Source organism: Cryocola sp. 340MFSha3.1, from assembly GCF_000383315.1.
GTDB lineage: Bacteria > Actinomycetota > Actinomycetes > Actinomycetales > Microbacteriaceae > Leifsonia.
The window spans coordinates 786,538-803,185 of record NZ_KB911088.1 but is presented as its reverse complement, the minus strand read 5'-3'; the positions used below and the strand labels follow the sequence as shown (position 1 = coordinate 803,185).

The following is a 16,648-nucleotide window of genomic DNA, read 5'->3' as shown; positions in this document are numbered from 1 at the left end:
AGCACCGCACGGGGGAACGCGCCGATACGCCATGATGAGAGGCATGCGGATCGACGAGATCGCCCACTTCCGGGCGCTGGCCGCGGAGGGCCATCCGGCTCTCGCCGCCGAGACCCTCGGGGTGTCCCAGTCGACCCTCACGCGCTCGCTCGCACGGCTCGAGCAGGAGATGGGCGTCGAGCTGTTCGACCGCCGCCGCGGCCACCTTGAGCTCAACCAGTACGGCGAGATCCTGCTCGCGCACGCGGTGCGGGCCGAATCGGAGCTCGAGAACGCGCGAGCGCGCATCGAGGCGCTCCGCGACCCGTCCGGCGGCACCGTCTCGGTCGCGTACGTCTCGTCATTCGGCGGATGGCTCATCCCGAAGGTCATCAGCGAGTACCGCGGGCTGTTCCCCGACATCCGCTTCGTGCTGAGCGGCGGCACCGCCGACACGGTGCTGGATGCCCTGCGCGACGGCGCGGCCGACGTCGCGTTCCTCAGCCCCGACCCGCGCGACCCGGAGATCGAATGGGAGCCGTTGACCGCCGAACGGCTGGTGCTCGGCGTGCCGGAGGGGCATCCCCTCTCCGGGGCGACGGCCGTCAGCGTTCCGGACCTCGAGCCCTACGACCTGGTGGCCCTGCGCACCGGCTCCGGTCTCCGCCACATCGCGGACGCGTACTTCGCCGCGCACGGGGTCGTGATGAACCCCGTCATCGAGGTCACGGAGCTCTCGACCCTGCGCGGACTGGTGCGCGACGGCGTCGGTGCCGCCCTCATCCCGGACACTCCGGCCGAGCCGGGGATCGTGGCGGTGCCGCTGCGGGACGAAGCGACGCGCATCATCGGCCTGGCGCGCAACCGCACCCGATCGCAGTCGGCGGCCGCGGCGCAGTTCGCGCGCTTCGTCCGTGAGGAGCTCGACTCGCTCGGGTGAGTCCTCTTTCGCCTGGGCTCAGCGAGCGGTGGGGTCCTGGCGCCGGGCGAAGAATTCCTCACGCTCATCGAGGTGCCGGGCACTCATCCGGTGGAAGTCCTCCTCCAGTTCGGAGACGACCTGCAGGCCAGCGCGAAAACTCTCGTCAGTGTCTTGGACCACGCCGTGGAATCGGGACCGGAAGTCTGGGTGGTCGGTGACGCCCTGGCGCTCCGCGACGGCGTAGAACGCTTCCAGCAACGTCGTGATCTGCGAGGGATAGAAGCCGAGGTGCTCGTCCGCCTCGTCGATCCGGCGCCGCGCGGCGAACGCCGTTCTGTCCTGGTCGGCTTCGAGGTCGGCGAGCGAGGTATAACCCGTCATGCGATGCTCTCGATTCCCCGCGCATAGTCTTTCTGCCCAGCGATCTCGGCGATGCCATCCTTCACCTTCTGAGCGACGGCCCCCGAGAGGAGGTCACCGTCGACGCCCTCGGCCAGCGCCGAGGAGATGTGCCTGGCAGCCTCAGCCACAGGCGCGAGTTGCTCGGCTCTGATTCTCGCGTAGCGCCGGACGACGTCCGGCGGGAACACGGAATCGAGAAGGTCGACCCGAGCGCGGCGGATCTCAGCGTCCAGCGCGCTGCGCGTGGCATCCGGCCCCGCGTTCTGGGACAGGATGTCGGCGATCGGATTACGATCGCCGGGGCGATGGTCAGTCACGCTGCCGTCCTTCCTGAGGTAGTAGCGACATCGGCTATGGGGATGTGAACGCCGCCGCAGCGTGGACGTCCTGTGCCAGCGTGTTGACGATTGCATTGTGGATACCGTCCTCCAGCGCCGTGACCATCCTGATCTGACGATTCACGAGCGAATCCACGGCTCCGATCGCGTCTCGGTCGAGATTGTCGTGGACAGCCAGCCGATTGACGGCCACGCTGTTTTCGATGTCCGTGATGGTCATCGTCGGATGAAGCGATACGTAGAGGTTCTTGGCGTCGCGCAGGGCATCCTCCATGTCGGACTCGACGCTGCCGTTGGCGTTCTTGATCGCCTTCAGATGCTCCGTGAGCCCGCCGATCTTCTTCGCAAGCGCCAGCGCCGGCTCCATCGCCACGAGCACCTTGGGATACGGGGAGTCCTTCTGCATCTTCCACACGGCCTGGGCCGCAGCGGTCTGATCCAGGTTGTAGAGGATCACGCCGAGGTCGACCGCCGTGCATCCCGCGCCGATGATCTCGCCCGTGGGTCCGAAGCGAAAGGCCTGCGGCTCACCTTTGTCGTCCTTCCCGATGTTGTGATAGCCGAGAAGGGAGCCGTCGGGTTCGTCGTAGACGAAGATGCCGGCACCGGTCAGGTTCCCGAGCGCGTTCCCGACCGTATCGAAACGGTTGACGTAATTCTTCAACGGGTTCGTTCCCGCTGCGTTCTGCGACGTCAGCCAGTCCTTCGTCTTCGGCGTCAAGACCCGCCACGGATCCGGGCCGTTGAACGACGTCGCGGGCCAGCGATTCTCGGCAGCGACCAGCAGGGCGAGAAAGCCGCCCAGGGAATGTCCGACGGTCGCGAACGTCGCCTCCGGATGGTCCGTCTGCACGAGCTCTTTCACCTTTGCGGCGAACGCCTTCGCATCGTCCGCCTGAGCGGTCTGAGTCGCCAGCATCACACCGGCGTCCGCGGCGATGTCATGCGGATCGTCGAAGTTCGTCCCCGCGAAAGCGATGGAGACCTGCGAATAGTCCTCGACACCATTCACGATCGGGACGACGGCCATGCCCTGGAACCCGTCGTTCACATTGTCCGAGACGACGATGACCTTCCACTTCTGCTTTGCCACATCGTTGTCGGTGTAGAACGTACTTCCGGCTCTAAGGGGAGGCTTTTGCGCCAGAGAATCAACCTTGTACGCGCGCTTCGCAATCGATTCGTCATCTTCTGCGGTGTTCACTCCAGAACCTCCGACGTACCGTCGCTGTACTTCACGGTCACGGGCTGCGGTGACAACCGCTCAGGCGGTTTTGGCAGGTCATCCCCCGCCGTTTCCCACGGACCGATGATCTCTTCGTATTTTCTTCCTTCGATGGTGACAATGGCATTGGTCGACCACTCGCCCGACCCGTCTACGCTGCCCTCGCGCGTGAACTCGATGGCCTCCACGTTCGGCCAATTGCTGATGAACCTTTGAGCCGAGACCCTCTGGTTCTCTAGGTTCTCTCGCAAGGTCGTCTTCTGCTTCACGGCGTCTCCTATCGATGAACATCCCGTAAGCCCAACGAGGAGTACGGCAAAGATGGCGACGGTCAACGCAAGACCTCCGCCGGTCGTGCGTCTGCGAGGAAAAGCACACCGGCCTGCCACTGCTTCGCTTGGCGTCACTCGAACACCTCCGATGTCCCGTCGCTGTAGTGCACGGTCAGCGGGCCGCCTACGAACCCCGGGGAAGGAACCGGTATGTCGTCACCGATCCCGGAGTATGGGCCGATGATTCGGTCGTAGTCCTTACCGTCGATGGTCACGATCGCATTGGCTGCCCAGCTGCCGGAACCGTCGATACTGCCTTCCTGCGTGAAGGTGATCTCGTCCATATTCGGCCACCGGCTGTGTTGGTTCTGCGCTGTGATGAGCTGATACTCCCGGTTCTCGGCCGGTGTCGCCTTCTGTTTCAGCGCGTCTCCTATCAACGAACACCCGCTGAGGGCGGCGATGAGTGCGGCGATGACGGCCACACGGGCCACAACCCCACGCCCACGCTTCATGGAACCATCCTCATATGCAAGCATTCCGCGTACCAATACCACGGCTTTCGGCGATGCTAGCTCATCCGCACTCCGCGACGCCGATTGCGGCCATAGTGGTCGGCGTCGACGGACTCCCACCCCCAGCGGACACGCCGCGTCACACGAGAAGCACAGCGCGCTCCCATGCGCTTGACTATGCCCGCTCCACCTCACACAACACGTGTCTTGGAAAGGACTCCTCGTGACGTCTCCGCAGTACCCGACCACCTCCGCCGCTCCGACCGGCGAGACCCCGCTCTGGGCGCCGCTCTACGGGGCGACGATCGGACAGGCCATCAAGCGCTTCTTCACGAAGTACGCGGACTTCACCGGACGCGCCAGCCGCAGCGAGTACTGGTGGTGGATCCTCTTCTCGGTCATCGTCGCCATCGTGCTCGAAGTGCTGGCCCTCGGCCTCGGCTTCGCGGGCGCGACCGTGAACGACGACGGCACCTCGACGCCCGGCCCGCTGTTCTGGATCCCCGGGCTCCTGATCGCGGTGTGGTCGCTCGGGACGATCGTCCCCCACCTGGCCCTCATCTGGCGTCGGCTGCACGACGCCGACCTGGCCGGTCCGTTCTTCTTCCTCGGTTTCGTCCCGATCGTCGGCGGCATCACCGTGCTCGTCCTGACGATCCTGCCCTCGAAGCCTGAGGGCGCGCGCTTCGACCGCCCCCGCGCCTAGCGGAGGTAGGGCCGGCTCAGCTGCAGCGCTCGTCCAGCAGGAGTGCTCAGCAGGAGTCGGCCCACAGCCGGCGCGGCCGCTCGGGGTCGGTGTCGTCCAGCAGGACGGATGCCACCTCGCGCGGCGCGCCGAGCGGATCCTTCTGCCCGGTGGTCACGAACGACCAGTCCGGGCTCCGCTCCGGGTCGTGCTCGACCCACAGCGAGAAGTTCCAGAATCCGCGGAAATCCGGGTTCAGCAGACCGCGACCGTCGACGACCAGCACCCCGTCGCGCGCGCGGAACGGGGCCACGACGCCCTCGCGGAACGCATCCGCTCCGCTCTCCGCGTCGGCGCCGGCGCGCTCGACCTCCTGGCCCGCATCACGCAGCGCCGCCGCGAACGCGTCCGCCACGCGGGCCTCATCCGCGGCAGGGCCCCCGGTCACCGCGACGAATCGCGGCCCCCGGGCGTAGTGCTGCAGGAACTCGGCGGCCACACCCGCGTAGAACTCCGCAGCCTCCGTCGCCGTCTTCTCCGTGTCGGTCATCGTCCGCTCCTTCCGACGCATCCACTCGGTCGAACGCTACGCGGGAAGCGGTCATTCCGGGAGCACCGGGAGCTCGCCGGGACGGCGATCAGTCGTCGCGGTCGATCGTGCCGATGCGCGCGCCGGACGAGTCGTAGACCGTCATGACGTTGCCGTCGACCTTCCCGCTCGCGGCCGTCGACATCCACGTGTCCACTCCGTTGCAGACCTTCTGCGTCGCGGCGACGGTGCCGAGATCGATCGTGTTGCCCGAGATCGTGCCGGTCCCCTTCATGGTGTTGCAGCCGTCGGACCCCGAGTACGAGCCGTTCGCGTTGATGATGAGGTTCGGTTCCCCGGGGTCGGTGCTCCCCCACTTCCCCGGGACGCCGCCTCCCTGCGGGGTGCACGCCGTGAGGGCGAGACCGAGGGCGAGGATGGCCGTGAGCGCGGCCGAGCGTGTCCTGTTCATGGCCCCGGAGGATACGCGCGGTGCCGACGGGCCGAATAGACAGTGGAGCGCGGCCGCGCGGGGCAGGGAGGACTTCGTCGGGCCGCGGGCTCGCCCCGTCCTCCGTTTCCTGCTCCGGGCGGCGCGCCACGAGCCGCTCACCTTCGTTTCTGGTCCCGCGGTCGAGGACTCGAGCGCACGCCGAAGCGCACCTGGGGGTTCGCTGCAACCCCTCCACGCGGCGCGCCGGGCGATCTATCCTCGTCGCAACGACAGCGGCGGAGGGAGCGGCTCATGGACGAGGCACCCGAGGACACACTGCGCCCACCGGACGCCGTACCGGAACTACAGGAGGAGCAGGCCGTGGAGATGGTGGCCGTCTCGGCCGAACGCGAGGCGGAGCTCGAGCAGCGGGCCCGCGACTTCATCCGGGAACTGGCCGCTGCCGAACCGGGTTCGGAGGCGTTCACGCGCAAGATCATCGGGTTCTCGCACCTGGGCGAGGCCGAGATGCGCGCATCCAGCGACGCCTCCCGCCAGTTGCTCAGCCGCCCGGCCAGTTCGCTCGCCGCAGCCCGCGGCAAGGCGGTGCGCACCGACCCGCAGTACGGGGTCATCCGGACGCTGCAGGACCTCCGCGCGACCGTCAGCGACTTCGACCCCCAGCACCTGACCGGCCGCAACCGGATGCTCTCCCGGGTGCCGGGCGGACGGAGACTGCGCCAGTACGTCCAGCGTTTCGAGTCGGCGCAGAAGCAGCTCGACGGCATCGTCGCCGCGCTCGATCACGGGCAGGAGTGGCTCGCCCGCGACAACGCCGAGATCGAGAAGGAACGGGCGTCCCTCTGGAAGACGACCGAGCGGCTCAACGAGTACGTGGTGCTGACCGCGGCCCTCGACAAGGCGACGGTGGATGCGGCGGCCGACCTGCGCATGACCGATCCGGCGCGCGCGACGCTGCTGGAGAAGGAGGCGCTGTTCCCCATCCGCCAGCGCCGGCAGGATCTCACGACCCAGATCGCGGTCTCGGTGCAGGCGTACCTGGCACTCGACGTCATCAAGAAGAACAACGTCGAGTTGATCAAGGGCGTCGAGCGCGCGAAGACGACGACGGTCTCGGCCCTCCGCACCGCCGTCGTCGTCGCCCAGGCGCTGGAGAACCAGAAGCTGGTCATCGACCAGCTGGGCGCCCTGCACGACAGCACCAACGCGCTCATCGGCCGGACGGGCGAGGTGCTCCGCACGCAGACCGAACAGGTGCAGAAGGAGCAGACCTCGTCGGCGGTCGATGTGGAGGTGCTGCAGCGCGCCTTCGACAACGTGTTCGCGACGATGGACAGCATCGACACCTACCGCACGGAGGCGGTGGCGCGGATGGCGACAACGGTCGACGCTCTCGACCAGCAGGTCGCCCGCTCGCGCGAGTATCTCAAGCGATCGCGGCCGATGGAGCAGCCGCGCTAGCCCGGATCGACCGGTCACACTTCCCCTCCCGCGCGCTACCGTTGACGCCATGAGCCACCGCATCTTCGCCATGCCGTTCGCCGACATCTACCCGCTCTATGTGACCAAGGTGGAGCGCAAGGGGCACACCAAGGACGAGGTGGATGAGGTCACGCGCTGGCTCACCGGCTACGACGACGCGGGCATCGAGGCGGCCATCGCCGACCGGGTCGACCTGGAGACGTTCCTCACCACCGCTCCGCACTGGAACCCGAACGCGTCGCTCATCACCGGCGTCATCTGCGGCGTCCGCGTCGAGGAGATTGACGACCCGGTGATGCAGAAGGTGCGGTATCTCGACAAGCTCGTCGATGAGGTGGCGCGCGGCAAGAAGATGTCGTCGATCCTGCGCGGCGAGACGGCGGCATCCCGCAGCTGAGCAGCACGGCGCGCATGGCCATCGGAACACGGCGGTACTAGCCTCATCGAAGGCGGTCCCATCCGGGCCCGTGCAAGGGTGGGAGGACATCATGGACGACCTTCACGGCTCAGCGTCCGAGCGGCTGCGGCAGCTCGACGACATCGTCTCCGGCGGCGAGCCGTCGAACGAGTGGCTGACCCGGCACCTGCGCCAGACGCTGAGCGAGCTGGCCGAGGCCGAGCCGGTCGTCGACGCCGAACAGGATCGCCGCGAGGACTACTGAGCGAGGTCAGGCGCGAGCCACACCCGCGATCTGCGGATTGAACGGCAGGAACGGCGTGTGGAGACGGTAGTGCTCCACCTCGACCTCGGCGAAACCGGCCGATCGGAGCGAGCGCTCGAGATCGCGCTCGCACGAGCATCCTTCGAACGTCCACGCCCACGGCCGGCGGAACAGCCGCTGTGAGGCGCGGGTCGGCGTCCCGCTCGGGGCGACCACGTGCTCGACGAACCGGAACGAACCACCGGGGCGCAGGATGCGGCGGATCTCGGCGAGCACCGCATCCGGATCCTTCACGGAGCAGAGCACGAGCGACGAGATGACGGTGTCGACGCTGGCGTCGGGCAGGCCGGTCTGCTCGGCGGTCCGCTCCCGCAGGTCGAGCGCGACGCCCGAACGGAGGGCCGCCGTGCGGAGACCGTCGTGCATGTACCGGTTGGGCTCGATGGCGATGAGTGACGCCCCGGCGGGCAGGTAGGGGAGGTTGGCGCCGACCCCCGGTCCGATCTCGGCGACGTCTCCGGCCACCCCGGCGAAGACGCGTCGCTTGCGCGGACGCAGCGACCGCTCCAGGTACGGGCCCATCAGCCGGAAGAAGGCGGCGTTGAAGCGTCCGCGTCCGGGATGCTGGGCGAACCCCGTCGCCTGTCGGTCACCTGTCGTGGTCGTCCTGCTCATGCCTGCTCCTCGGTCGTGGATGCCGTCGGGACGACTCTGCCGCGCATCCACTCGCCGATCAGGCGGGGAACTACCCCACTTCGCCGGTCACGGTCGCGATGACTCCGGCGCTCGCTCCCCCTGCGCGGTCCACCACGCCGCGATCTGCGCGCGCGACCGGAGGCCGAGCCGCAGCCGGATGCGTTCGACATGCCCCTCCGCCGACCGCTCCTCGATTCCGAGCCGCTCGCCGATCTCGCGGTTGGTCCTCCCCTCGCTGACCAGGGCCGCGACCTCCCGCTGCCGCGGCGTCAATGTCCCCGCGGGGGTCCGGATCGCGCGCAGGCCGAGGAACCGCCGGATCGTCGCGGCGAGCGCCTCTGCATCGCCGGCCCAGGGAAGGTGCGACCTCCCGGGGAGGAGGACGAACTCGGCGCTCGGGATGCCGTGCGCCAGGGCCTCCGCCTGCGCAAGCGGAGCCGCCCGGTCGCGTTCCCGGTGAATGACGAGCGTGGGAGTGCGCACCTGCGGCAGCAGCCCGCGCACGTCGAGCGTGTAGCTCAGCGCGAGGAGCGACTGCGCCGTGGCGGCATCCGATGCGGCTCGCTGATACCGGCCGAACTCCGTCCGCGCCGCGGCGGACGCATCCGGGGCGAACAGGTCGGTGAGCACGTCCGAGCCGAGGCCCCAGTGCGATCCGACCAGGGCCAGCACGTGCTCGCGCGCGCTCGGCGGTGAGACCTCTGCGCCTGACGCCCAGCCCCCGTAGAGCACGAGCCGCCGGACGGTCTCGGGATGCGCGGCCGCCCAGGCGACGGCGACCAGCGCCCCGAGTGAGACGCCGATGAGGTCGAACGGTTCCGGGCCGAGCGGCGCGACCACCGCCGCGAGCTGCTCGAGCTCTGACGACAGCGACGGAGGCTGCCGGGCCGGCCCCGACATCCCGCATCCGGCCCGGTCGTAGCGGACCAGCCGGCACCCGTGCGCGAGATCCTCGTAGAACGCGCGCTCCTCGGCGAGCTGCCATCCCCGTTCGAGGTGGCTCAGCCAGCCGGAGACGTACACGACCGGCCGGCCCGTGCCGATCGAGCCGACGGCGATGTCCGTGCCGTCGGCGGTGGTGACCCGGGTGAGGTGCTGCTGCACGGGATGCGCGCTATCGCGTCCGGCGAGACCACAGCCTCAGGGCCGAGACGGTGATCATCACGGCTCCGAGCATCGTCGGGTAGGCGCTCCGGGCACCGTAGGCGACAGCATTGAACGGATTCGCCCAGTCCGAGGGCGACCATCCCAGCCCGGTCAGCGCGAAGGCCACGAGCACGAGGACGACGATGCCCGCCGTCAGTCCGACCACCGGCCAGCGCCATCCGACGGCGACCGCGAGGCCGGCGACCGCCGCCGTCAGCAGCAACGACACCGGATGGATGACGAAAGCTCCCGGGAGGATCGGTGCCGTCACGGCCACGACGACGAGGTAGGAGGCCAGCATTCCCACCACGGCACCGAGCACCAGCGATCCCACGACCCGAAACGCGTGGGGCCGCGTCGGGCTCACCTGATCTCGAGCGTCTGTTGCGATCATGAGTCCCCCTCGGTCCGCCCCGGCACCCCGGCGGCCAGCTCGGCGAAGACGTCCGCCGCGTCGTCGTGACGCGACAAGCCGGCGCTCTGTCCCATCCACAGGCTGAGCAGTTCGGCATCGCCGGTTTCGGCCGCCCGCCGGCGGAAGACGCCCGTGACGATGTTCTGGAGCGGGAACGGGGCGATCGCGCCGCTCTGCTCGATGGTCCGCACCGCGCGGTTCGGCAGCCCGCGCGCCGGCCGGCCGCTCATCGCCCGGGTCAGCACGGTCTCGTGGGCGAGTGCGCTCCGGATGCGGTCACGGTGGACCGGCGGCGCCGCCGACTGCCGCGTCGCCAGGAACGCCGAACCGACCTGCACACCCGACGCTCCGAGGGCGAACGCGGCCGCGACGCCACGGCGGTCGGCGATGCCGCCCGCGGCGATCACGGGGATGCCCACCGCGTCGACGACCTGCGGGATCAGGGCGAGACCGCCCACCAGGCTGTCCTCCGGGTCTGCGAGGAAGGAGGGCCGGTGCCCGGCCGCCTCGGAACCGGACGCGACCACCGCATCCACCCCGCCGCCCTCGAGTGCCCGCGCCTCGGGGACCGTCGTCGCCGTGCCGATGATACGGATCCCGCGCCGATGCGCCTCCTCGACGACCTCGGTCGGTGGAACCCCGAAGACGAAGCTCAGCGCCGCCGGCCGGGCGTCGAGCGCGGCCGCGAATTGTGCATCGAAGTCGGGCAACGGCGCGACCGGCCACTCCGGAACAGACGCCCCCGCCTCGTCGAACAACGGCCGCAGGGCCGCGATCGCGCGCTCGACATCGTCGCGACCGAAGCCGTCGCCGGCATCCGGCTCGCCGGGAGCCCGGAACGGAAGCCACAGGTTGAGGGCGAACGGACGGGAAGTCCGCAACCGCAGCTCGTCGCCGACGGCCCGGATGCGCTCGGCGCTCAGCCCGTAGAGGCCGAAAGACCCGAGACCGCCTGCCTCGCTCACCGCCGCCGTCAGCTCAACGGACGACATGCCCCCGAACGGCCCCAGCACGACAGGGGCCTCGATGCCCAACAGCTCACGCACTCCCACGGGTCTTGTCTACACCCGGAGAGCCGGTCGAGTGGCGGCGTTCGACCGGCCTCCCGCCCCGAGCCCGACCTGGACTTCCCCGCGCGATGAGAGCACGCTTGAACAGACCGATGGTACCGACCGGTAGCGTGGGTGGAATGGACGGCGGCCGCGGATGAACGAGAGCACCACCGATGCGCCTCCGGGCGACGCACCGCAGGCGGAGTACTGGCGCCCCTTCATGGAGGCGCTCCCGGTCGAGGGGACGGCCGTCTCGACCATCGGCGACCTGCTGGGGACGGAGACGGTCTCGGCCAGCGACACCATCGCCGCCCGTCTCGACGAGCTGCAGTTCGACCTCGGCGAGGGTCCCTGCTGGGACGCCCTGCGATTGCGCCGCCCCGTGCTCGAACCCGATCTGCGCCGACGGCCGCAACAGCAGTGGACCTCGTTCACGCCGGCCGCGATCGAGGCGGGGGTCGGCGCCCTGTTCGCCTTTCCGATGCTCGTCGGGCCGCTGCGGATCGGCGCGGTCGACATGTACGCACGCGAACCCGTCGCACTGGACGAAGCGCACACACAGGCGGCCACCAAGCTCGCCGAGGCCGCCGGACGCACGCTGCTGAAGCGCGCTCTCGACACCATGGGCCGCGAGGAACCGGCCGAGGATGCGAACCCGTTCTCCCGCCGCGTCGTGCATCAGGCCACCGGGATGGTGCTCGCACAGCTGGATGTCAGCGCTGACGACGCCCGCATGGTCATCCAAGCGCACGCCTACGCGACGGATCGCTCGATGATGGAGGTCTCGCGGGACGTCCTCGACGGTCGCCTCGACTTCTCGGCGCTCGACGGAGGGGACGGTCGATCGCGATGACCCTCACTCGCGAACAAGGAATCCTGCGGGCGTTCGCTCAGCTGGCCGACACGCTCGTGGCCGACTACGACGTCGTCGACCTCCTGCAGAACCTGGTGGACCTCTCCAGCCGTTTCCTCGGCGCCACGGCTTCCGGCGTAATGCTGGCCGACGAGCACGGAGAACTGGATGTGATCGCCTCCACGAGCGAGGCCAGCCGCCTGGTCGAGGTGATGCAGCTGAGCGCATACGCCGGTCCGTGCATCGAGAGCTTCGAGACCGGCGCGGTCGTCTCGGTCGCCGACATCGAGCAGGTGCCCGACCGCTGGCAGGCCTTCCGCGACCGAGCCCTGGAGCAGGGCTTCGCCGCCATCGACGCCATCCCGCTCCGCCTCCGCGCGCAGACGATCGGCACGTTGAACCTGTTCCGCGCCGCCGCGGGCGACCTGCCGGAGGACGACCTGGTGGCCGCCCAGGCGTTCGCGGATGTGGCGACCATCGGCATCCTGCACCAGCGGAGCTTGGCCGAGAGCGACGCGATCCGCCAGCAACTGCAGTTCGCGTTGAACAGCAGGATCATCATCGAGCAGGCCAAGGGCGTGGTCGCGCAGACCCGCGCGGTGCCGATCGACCAGGCGTTCGCGCTCATCCGCGACTACGCGCGGCGCAATCAGAAGGGCATCTCGCAGGTCGCCTCCGACATCGTGGAGCGCCGGCTGAGGCTGTGACCCGCCGGCGTCAGACCGACGCGAGGAACGAGGAGACCGTGTCGAGGGATCCGGGAACCAGGCGGTAGTACGCCCATGTCCCCCGCTTCGACCGGCTGAGGAAGCCTGCGTCGACCAGGATCTTCAGGTGGTGGGACACCGTGGGCTGCGAGAGTCCGAGCGGTTCCGTCAGGTCGCACACGCAGGCCTCGCCGCCGTCGTGCGCCGCGACCATCGAGATCAACCGGAGTCGAGCGGGATCGGCGAGGGCCTTCATCGCTCGCGCGACCGAGTGCGCGTTCTCCTCGCTCATCACTTCTGTCGTGAGCGGCGCGCAGCAGGCCTGCAGGTCGCGCAGCGGGAGGAGCTCGGTGATCGCCATACATCGATTCTCGTCGATACATTGACAAACGTCAATGTATGCGTCCATCGTGGTTCATCGACAACCATCGATGAAGAAGGGAGGGCCACCATGGGATGCTGCGACACCGACGAGTGCCAAACGCTACCTGACGGCTCCTGCGCGCCGGATTGCTGCTGACAAGCAGGATGCTGCTGACAAGCAGGATGCTGCTGACAAGCCGAGGCCGTCGTCGTCGCGGGTGCGACGGCGACGGCCCCGGGTCAGCGTTCGCGCGCGCTCACGCCACCCCCGCGAGCGCCTTCCCCTTGAGCGTCTCGAACTCGGCCGGAGTGATCGCGCCGCTGTCGAGCAGGCGCTTGGCCGACTCGATCTCGGCGGACGGCGAGCTGGTGCCCGCCACCGTACGGATGTGCTCCGTCGCCGCCGCCTGCGCCTCCATCGCCCCGGCCGCGCTGCGCTGGGCCATACGGCCGCCGCGTGCGATCAGGTAGATGAAGGCCGCGAGGAACGGCACGATGACGAGGAACAGCACCCACAGCGCCTTCGCCCATCCGTTGAGCTCGGGGTCGCGGAAGACGTCGATGATCACGCGGATGAAGATCGAAATGCAGACGACGACCAGATAGAACCAGAACGTCCAGACGATGAAATCCCAGAAAGTCATAGCAACTCCTTCTCGTTGGGCGGAGCGGCCAGCACTTCGCGTGGCCTGAAGCTACGACGCCGGGATCATCCTCGGCTAGTAGGCATAATCGCCGTGTTTCAGGCGGCGACCTCGCGCACGAACGTCAGCAGCTGGAACGTCCGGCCGTCCGGGAGTTCGACGATGCCCTCGCGCTCGGCCTCGCGGCGGAACCCGAGCTTGCGGTAGAGCGCGTGCGCGCCGAGCATGTCCGGGCCGCTGTTCATCACGACCACGCGCTGACCGCGCTGCGCGGCCTGATCGAGCGCGAACTCCGTGAGCGCGATCCCGATCCCCCGCCCGCGGGCCGCCGGGTGTGTGGCGAGCAGCCGGAAGTACAGCTCGTCCGGCGCGATCCGGCCCTCCTGGTCGTGGCCGGGCCGCAGCAGCGCGATGGTGCCGAGCAGCTGTCCGGTCTCCGGGTCCTCGGCGACGAAGAACTCGAAGTCGTCGAGCAGAGCTTCGGGATGCTTCAGCTCGTCGCGGTAGTGCGCAGGAAGGTCGGTGTAGTCGTTGGTGTACGCCGCGTGGGTCAGCTCGCCGATCGCCGCGTACTCGTCGGGCCGGGCCGGCCGGATGGGGATGCTCGTCACTCCCCCAGTATCTCCCGGAGCCGTTGCGCGAAGTCCCGGGTTCGCCCAGGCCGAACGGCAACGGTCAGCCTCCGATGGCCGGAGTCGCCCGGAACGCGTTGACCGCACGGTCGAGGACGACCTGATCGTCGGTCCCGGAGTCGAGCACGGTGTTCCGCGCGGACTCCGCATCGACCTGGACGGCCGTCACGGCGAGCGCCTCCGCCGAGCGGGTCGCGAGGAGCGCATCCACCTGGCCTTCGAAGGCGGAGTCGTTCGACACGGCATGGGCGTCGATCGCGACCACGTGGTTCGTCGCGACGTAGTTGCCCGTCCCGGAGACGACGCGGATGATCACCGGCCGAGCGCCTTCGGGCCGGACGGTCGACGCGTCGATCACCTCTGAGAAGTGGTTGCCGATCACCGAGTTGTCGTTGCCGCTGACGCGCAGCAGCCCGAACAGATCGTCGAGCCCGTTGTCGACGCCGTGGAACGGCGTCCACGGCTCGTGATCGCGGAGGAAGTGGTTGGTCGCGACCAGGTTCTCTGAACTGTTCTCCTCCAGCAGCACCATGCCGGGGTAGAAGGCGTGCAGGCGGTTGCCGGTCACGCTCGACCGCGTCACCCCGCGCAGCCGGATGCTGCTGGCTCCGCGCGGGAACACGTTGTTCGCCGTGATGAGCAGACCGCCGTGGTTCTCCGCATAAATCGAGTGCCCGCGGAATCCGGCTCCGATCAGGTTGTCGGTGATCTTCGACGCCTGCCCCCAACCACGGAGCTCGATGCAGTTGCCGCATTCGGCGATGAAGTTGTCGTGGATGGACAGCGCATCCGCATTGTGGATGGTCACGGCATGCTCGAGGTAGACGAATCCCATTCCGTTGATCCGGAAGGAGTCGTTGGCGCTCGCGACGAGGATGCCCGTCTTCCCGTTGACGTAGGTGTTCTCGGGGTGCAGCTCCGAGCCGTCTGCGGAGAAGTGCATCCCGTCGATGCAGAAGTTCGAGAACTCCACCGAGCTGATCCGGGGGCTCCCGGCGCGCTCGACGACGAACGCGGCGCGGTCCCCGTCGTCGTCGCCGGCCGGAAGATCGACGAGGATCCTGCTGCCTCCCGGCCACAGTTCGTGCAGACCGGGCCACTCGTCCTCCGGGACGTTGAACCGGATGCTGGAGGAGGTGAAGCCGTGACCGGACCCCTCGATCCGGAGGAAGCTGACGTCGATCCGCACCGGTGTCCGCAGCCGGTAGTCACCGGGCGGGAGGACGATGACCGCGCCAGGCCTCCCGCCGTCGTTCTCGTCAGTGATGTTCTGCCGGCTCTTGATGTCGGCGACGATGCTGTTGATCACCTCGCCGATGTCTTCGGCCGGATCGCCCACCGGCCAGGCGGTCACGTCGTAGCGGTTCGAGGAAGGCATGGGTACTCCGGTCGTGGTCGTCGCGGTGCGATATCGGTCGTTCAGGGGGTCGGACGGAAGCCGTAGCTGGCGGATTGGGCCAGCAGCTGGGCCTCGGTCCCGCTGTCGTAGACGTGGGAGTTGGTGGTCCCGGCGTCGAGGACGACCGTGTGAACGGTCAGGTTGGTGATCGTGTGGTTGCCGCCGACGACGTTCTGATCTCCGGACCGGATGCGGAACACCGCGGGCGTGGCGCCCACCGGGGTGACCTGGTCGGGGGCGATGACATAGGTGACATGGTTGGCGGTGATGGTGTTGCCGTCGCCGTTGATCTGCACGACACCGAAATCGTCGCCGAGGCCGTTCGAGACGCCGAGGAACGGCCCGTAACTCTCGGCAACCCGCTCGAACATGTTCGAGCTGATCAGGTTCTCCTTGCAGTTGCCTTCGAGGGTGATGCTGCCGGGGTAGAAGGACTGCAGCCGGTTGGCGGAGACGTTGGACCGGAAGCAGTTCTTCAGATGCACCGAGTCGATCCCGCGCGGGAACACGTTGTTCCCGGTGATCAGGAGGCCGTTGCTGTTCTCTGCGAAGATCGAGAAGCCGACCGGTCCGGCGCCCAGGTGATTATCCGCGACCCGTGACGCCTGACTGCCGCCCACGATCATCACGCACGTGCCGCACTCGGCGATGAAGTTGCCGGACACATCCAAGGCGTCCGGCCCCTGGATCACGAGCGCCTGCTCCAGGTAGACCATGCCCATGCCCCGCACGCGGACGGAGTCGTTGTCGCTGCCGAACCGGATGCCCACCTTGCCGTTGCGGTAGGAGTTCTGGTTCGCGCCGAAGGAGACCCCGTCGAGGGCGAAGTTCTCGAAGGCGATGGCGCTCAGCCGAGGGCTGCCATCGCGGGCGACCAGGAACGCCTCCGCATGCCCGTCGGTGTTCTCCACGCGGATGTGGCTCCCACCCGGATTCAGTTCGTGCCACCCGGTGGTGTCGGAGTTGTAGCGGATGGAGAGGGAGGTGAAGCCGTGTCCCGATCCGCGGATGGTGAGGAAACTGATGTCGACGACCACCCGGGTCTTGAGCGAGTAGGTGCCCGGCGGGATGTAGATGACCGCGCCCGGCTTGTCGGCCGGATCGGTCTGGCGGCGTTTGATGTCGGCGATGATGCTGTTGATCACGGCGCCGATGTCGTTGCGGGGGTCGATCGGCCTGCCGGGGACCTTCCAGTCCGTCACGTCGTAGACGTTCGTTTCCATGCGTGGGTTCTCCGTCGTCGTGGTGGGTGTCGTCGCGGTGGATGTCATGGCGG

Annotated in this window: 23 protein-coding genes; 7 read left to right on the top strand and 16 right to left on the bottom strand. The window is 68.4% G+C overall.

The window, feature by feature from the left end; translation table 11 throughout:
• Window positions 1-43 precede the first annotated feature (43 nt).
• A complete protein-coding gene (locus tag H284_RS0114915; RefSeq protein WP_020076888.1) occupies window positions 44-919 on the top strand; it encodes a LysR family transcriptional regulator in 876 nt (291 codons plus the stop codon).
• 18 nt (window positions 920-937) lie between these two features.
• On the opposite strand, the gene H284_RS0114910 is transcribed toward H284_RS0114915, so the two are convergent.
• From H284_RS0114910 to H284_RS20330, 5 genes are all read right to left on the bottom strand, one after another.
• Window positions 938-1,282, bottom strand: coding sequence for a hypothetical protein (locus H284_RS0114910; protein WP_020076887.1), 345 nt, complete (start codon window positions 1,280-1,282; stop codon window positions 938-940).
• Window positions 1,279-1,620 (bottom strand): hypothetical protein, encoded by a 342-nt coding sequence (locus H284_RS0114905; RefSeq protein ID WP_020076886.1) that lies wholly within the window; start codon window positions 1,618-1,620, stop codon window positions 1,279-1,281. The genes H284_RS0114910 and H284_RS0114905 overlap by 4 nt, the downstream gene beginning before the upstream one ends.
• 34 nt (window positions 1,621-1,654) lie before the next feature.
• Window positions 1,655-2,845: a Tle-like phospholipase domain-containing protein gene (locus H284_RS0114900; RefSeq protein WP_231371254.1), complete on the bottom strand. Its 1,191-nt coding sequence runs from the start codon at window positions 2,843-2,845 to the stop codon at window positions 1,655-1,657.
• The gene (locus H284_RS0114895) at window positions 2,842-3,135 is read right to left on the bottom strand and encodes a hypothetical protein (RefSeq protein WP_020076884.1); all 294 of its coding nucleotides are present in this window, start codon (window positions 3,133-3,135) and stop codon (window positions 2,842-2,844) included. The genes H284_RS0114900 and H284_RS0114895 overlap by 4 nt, the downstream gene beginning before the upstream one ends.
• 134 nt (window positions 3,136-3,269) lie before the next feature.
• On the bottom strand, window positions 3,270-3,653 hold the full coding sequence (locus H284_RS20330; RefSeq protein WP_029042961.1) for a hypothetical protein: 384 nt from the start codon (window positions 3,651-3,653) through the stop codon (window positions 3,270-3,272).
• Window positions 3,654-3,876: 223 nt separating this feature from the next.
• On the opposite strand from H284_RS20330, the gene H284_RS0114885 reads away from it, so the two are divergent.
• A complete protein-coding gene (locus H284_RS0114885) occupies window positions 3,877-4,359 on the top strand; it encodes a DUF805 domain-containing protein (RefSeq protein WP_020076882.1) in 483 nt (160 codons plus the stop codon).
• A 46-nt stretch (window positions 4,360-4,405) separates the two neighbouring features.
• Here the strand turns inward: H284_RS0114885 and H284_RS0114880 are convergent, their stop codons facing one another.
• Entirely contained in the window at window positions 4,406-4,888 is a 483-nt protein-coding gene (locus tag H284_RS0114880) for a nucleoside/nucleotide kinase family protein (protein WP_020076881.1), read from the bottom strand.
• A gap of 88 nt (window positions 4,889-4,976) precedes the next feature.
• Window positions 4,977-5,339 (bottom strand): META domain-containing protein, encoded by a 363-nt coding sequence (locus H284_RS0114875; protein ID WP_020076880.1) that lies wholly within the window; start codon window positions 5,337-5,339, stop codon window positions 4,977-4,979.
• Window positions 5,340-5,612: 273 nt separating this feature from the next.
• Here H284_RS0114875 and H284_RS0114870 point away from each other — a divergent pair, with 273 nt between their 5' ends.
• The 3 genes from H284_RS0114870 to H284_RS20935 all read left to right on the top strand — a co-directional run bounded on the left by H284_RS0114870 (window position 5,613) and on the right by H284_RS20935 (window position 7,465).
• Window positions 5,613-6,782 carry a toxic anion resistance protein gene (locus H284_RS0114870; RefSeq protein WP_020076879.1) on the top strand — a complete coding sequence of 390 codons (1,170 nt, stop codon included), beginning with the start codon at window positions 5,613-5,615 and terminating at the stop codon, window positions 6,780-6,782.
• A gap of 49 nt (window positions 6,783-6,831) precedes the next feature.
• Complete coding sequence (locus H284_RS0114865; RefSeq protein ID WP_018192050.1) at window positions 6,832-7,200, top strand: DUF2200 domain-containing protein; 369 nt, start codon at window positions 6,832-6,834, stop codon at window positions 7,198-7,200.
• Between the two features lie 91 nt (window positions 7,201-7,291).
• Window positions 7,292-7,465 carry a hypothetical protein gene (locus H284_RS20935; RefSeq protein WP_020076878.1) on the top strand — a complete coding sequence of 58 codons (174 nt, stop codon included), beginning with the start codon at window positions 7,292-7,294 and terminating at the stop codon, window positions 7,463-7,465.
• A 6-nt stretch (window positions 7,466-7,471) separates the two neighbouring features.
• On the opposite strand, the gene H284_RS0114855 is transcribed toward H284_RS20935, so the two are convergent.
• The 4 genes from H284_RS0114855 to H284_RS0114840 form a co-directional block, all read right to left on the bottom strand.
• Window positions 7,472-8,140, bottom strand: a complete 669-nt coding sequence (locus H284_RS0114855) for a class I SAM-dependent methyltransferase (RefSeq protein WP_018192052.1) — start codon at window positions 8,138-8,140, stop codon at window positions 7,472-7,474.
• 87 nt (window positions 8,141-8,227) lie between these two features.
• A complete protein-coding gene (locus H284_RS0114850; protein WP_020076877.1) occupies window positions 8,228-9,265 on the bottom strand; it encodes an alpha/beta fold hydrolase in 1,038 nt (345 codons plus the stop codon).
• A 10-nt stretch (window positions 9,266-9,275) separates the two neighbouring features.
• Window positions 9,276-9,701: a hypothetical protein gene (locus H284_RS0114845; RefSeq protein WP_231371253.1), complete on the bottom strand. Its 426-nt coding sequence runs from the start codon at window positions 9,699-9,701 to the stop codon at window positions 9,276-9,278.
• Window positions 9,698-10,768, bottom strand: a complete 1,071-nt coding sequence (locus tag H284_RS0114840; RefSeq protein ID WP_020076875.1) for an NAD(P)H-dependent flavin oxidoreductase — start codon at window positions 10,766-10,768, stop codon at window positions 9,698-9,700. Before H284_RS0114840 ends, H284_RS0114845 begins: the two co-directional genes overlap by 4 nt.
• A 160-nt stretch (window positions 10,769-10,928) precedes the next feature.
• Between H284_RS0114840 and H284_RS0114835 the strand changes: the two genes are divergently transcribed.
• Together H284_RS0114835 and H284_RS0114830 are read left to right on the top strand one after the other, a co-directional pair.
• A complete protein-coding gene (locus H284_RS0114835) occupies window positions 10,929-11,627 on the top strand; it encodes a GAF and ANTAR domain-containing protein (RefSeq protein WP_020076874.1) in 699 nt (232 codons plus the stop codon).
• Window positions 11,624-12,334, top strand: a complete 711-nt coding sequence (locus tag H284_RS0114830) for a GAF and ANTAR domain-containing protein (protein WP_020076873.1) — start codon at window positions 11,624-11,626, stop codon at window positions 12,332-12,334. Before H284_RS0114835 ends, H284_RS0114830 begins: the two co-directional genes overlap by 4 nt.
• 10 nt (window positions 12,335-12,344) lie before the next feature.
• Here the strand turns inward: H284_RS0114830 and H284_RS0114825 are convergent, their stop codons facing one another.
• From H284_RS0114825 to H284_RS0114805, 5 genes are all read right to left on the bottom strand, one after another.
• Window positions 12,345-12,695, bottom strand: a complete 351-nt coding sequence (locus H284_RS0114825) for an ArsR/SmtB family transcription factor (RefSeq protein WP_020076872.1) — start codon at window positions 12,693-12,695, stop codon at window positions 12,345-12,347.
• A gap of 259 nt (window positions 12,696-12,954) precedes the next feature.
• The gene (locus tag H284_RS0114820; protein ID WP_020076871.1) at window positions 12,955-13,341 is read right to left on the bottom strand and encodes an SHOCT domain-containing protein; all 387 of its coding nucleotides are present in this window, start codon (window positions 13,339-13,341) and stop codon (window positions 12,955-12,957) included.
• Window positions 13,342-13,439: 98 nt separating this feature from the next.
• Window positions 13,440-13,952 (bottom strand): GNAT family N-acetyltransferase, encoded by a 513-nt coding sequence (locus H284_RS0114815; protein WP_020076870.1) that lies wholly within the window; start codon window positions 13,950-13,952, stop codon window positions 13,440-13,442.
• Between the two features lie 64 nt (window positions 13,953-14,016).
• Window positions 14,017-15,351, bottom strand: coding sequence for a NosD domain-containing protein (locus tag H284_RS0114810; protein ID WP_020076869.1), 1,335 nt, complete (start codon window positions 15,349-15,351; stop codon window positions 14,017-14,019).
• A 41-nt stretch (window positions 15,352-15,392) separates the two neighbouring features.
• Window positions 15,393-16,595, bottom strand: a complete 1,203-nt coding sequence (locus tag H284_RS0114805) for a NosD domain-containing protein (protein ID WP_020076868.1) — start codon at window positions 16,593-16,595, stop codon at window positions 15,393-15,395.
• Between the last annotated feature and the right edge of the window lie 53 nt (window positions 16,596-16,648).

What these genes read in the sequence shown, in the direction of transcription:
- H284_RS0114915 (WP_020076888.1), top strand. Translation starts at nt 44, where the DNA reads ATGCGGATCGACGAGATCGCCCACTTCCGGGCGCTGGCCGCGGAGGGC.
- H284_RS0114910 (WP_020076887.1), bottom strand. Translation starts at nt 1,282, where the DNA reads ATGACGGGTTATACCTCGCTCGCCGACCTCGAAGCCGACCAGGACAGA.
- H284_RS20330 (WP_029042961.1), bottom strand. Translation starts at nt 3,653, where the DNA reads ATGAAGCGTGGGCGTGGGGTTGTGGCCCGTGTGGCCGTCATCGCCGCA.
- H284_RS0114880 (WP_020076881.1), bottom strand. Translation starts at nt 4,888, where the DNA reads ATGACCGACACGGAGAAGACGGCGACGGAGGCTGCGGAGTTCTACGCG.
- H284_RS0114875 (WP_020076880.1), bottom strand. Translation starts at nt 5,339, where the DNA reads ATGAACAGGACACGCTCGGCCGCGCTCACGGCCATCCTCGCCCTCGGT.
- H284_RS0114870 (WP_020076879.1), top strand. Translation starts at nt 5,613, where the DNA reads ATGGACGAGGCACCCGAGGACACACTGCGCCCACCGGACGCCGTACCG.
- H284_RS0114865 (WP_018192050.1), top strand. Translation starts at nt 6,832, where the DNA reads ATGAGCCACCGCATCTTCGCCATGCCGTTCGCCGACATCTACCCGCTC.
- H284_RS20935 (WP_020076878.1), top strand. Translation starts at nt 7,292, where the DNA reads ATGGACGACCTTCACGGCTCAGCGTCCGAGCGGCTGCGGCAGCTCGAC.
- H284_RS0114855 (WP_018192052.1), bottom strand. Translation starts at nt 8,140, where the DNA reads ATGAGCAGGACGACCACGACAGGTGACCGACAGGCGACGGGGTTCGCC.
- H284_RS0114845 (WP_231371253.1), bottom strand. Translation starts at nt 9,701, where the DNA reads ATGATCGCAACAGACGCTCGAGATCAGGTGAGCCCGACGCGGCCCCAC.
- H284_RS0114835 (WP_020076874.1), top strand. Translation starts at nt 10,929, where the DNA reads ATGAACGAGAGCACCACCGATGCGCCTCCGGGCGACGCACCGCAGGCG.
- H284_RS0114830 (WP_020076873.1), top strand. Translation starts at nt 11,624, where the DNA reads ATGACCCTCACTCGCGAACAAGGAATCCTGCGGGCGTTCGCTCAGCTG.
- H284_RS0114825 (WP_020076872.1), bottom strand. Translation starts at nt 12,695, where the DNA reads ATGGCGATCACCGAGCTCCTCCCGCTGCGCGACCTGCAGGCCTGCTGC.
- H284_RS0114820 (WP_020076871.1), bottom strand. Translation starts at nt 13,341, where the DNA reads ATGACTTTCTGGGATTTCATCGTCTGGACGTTCTGGTTCTATCTGGTC.
- H284_RS0114810 (WP_020076869.1), bottom strand. Translation starts at nt 15,351, where the DNA reads ATGCCTTCCTCGAACCGCTACGACGTGACCGCCTGGCCGGTGGGCGAT.
- H284_RS0114805 (WP_020076868.1), bottom strand. Translation starts at nt 16,595, where the DNA reads ATGGAAACGAACGTCTACGACGTGACGGACTGGAAGGTCCCCGGCAGG.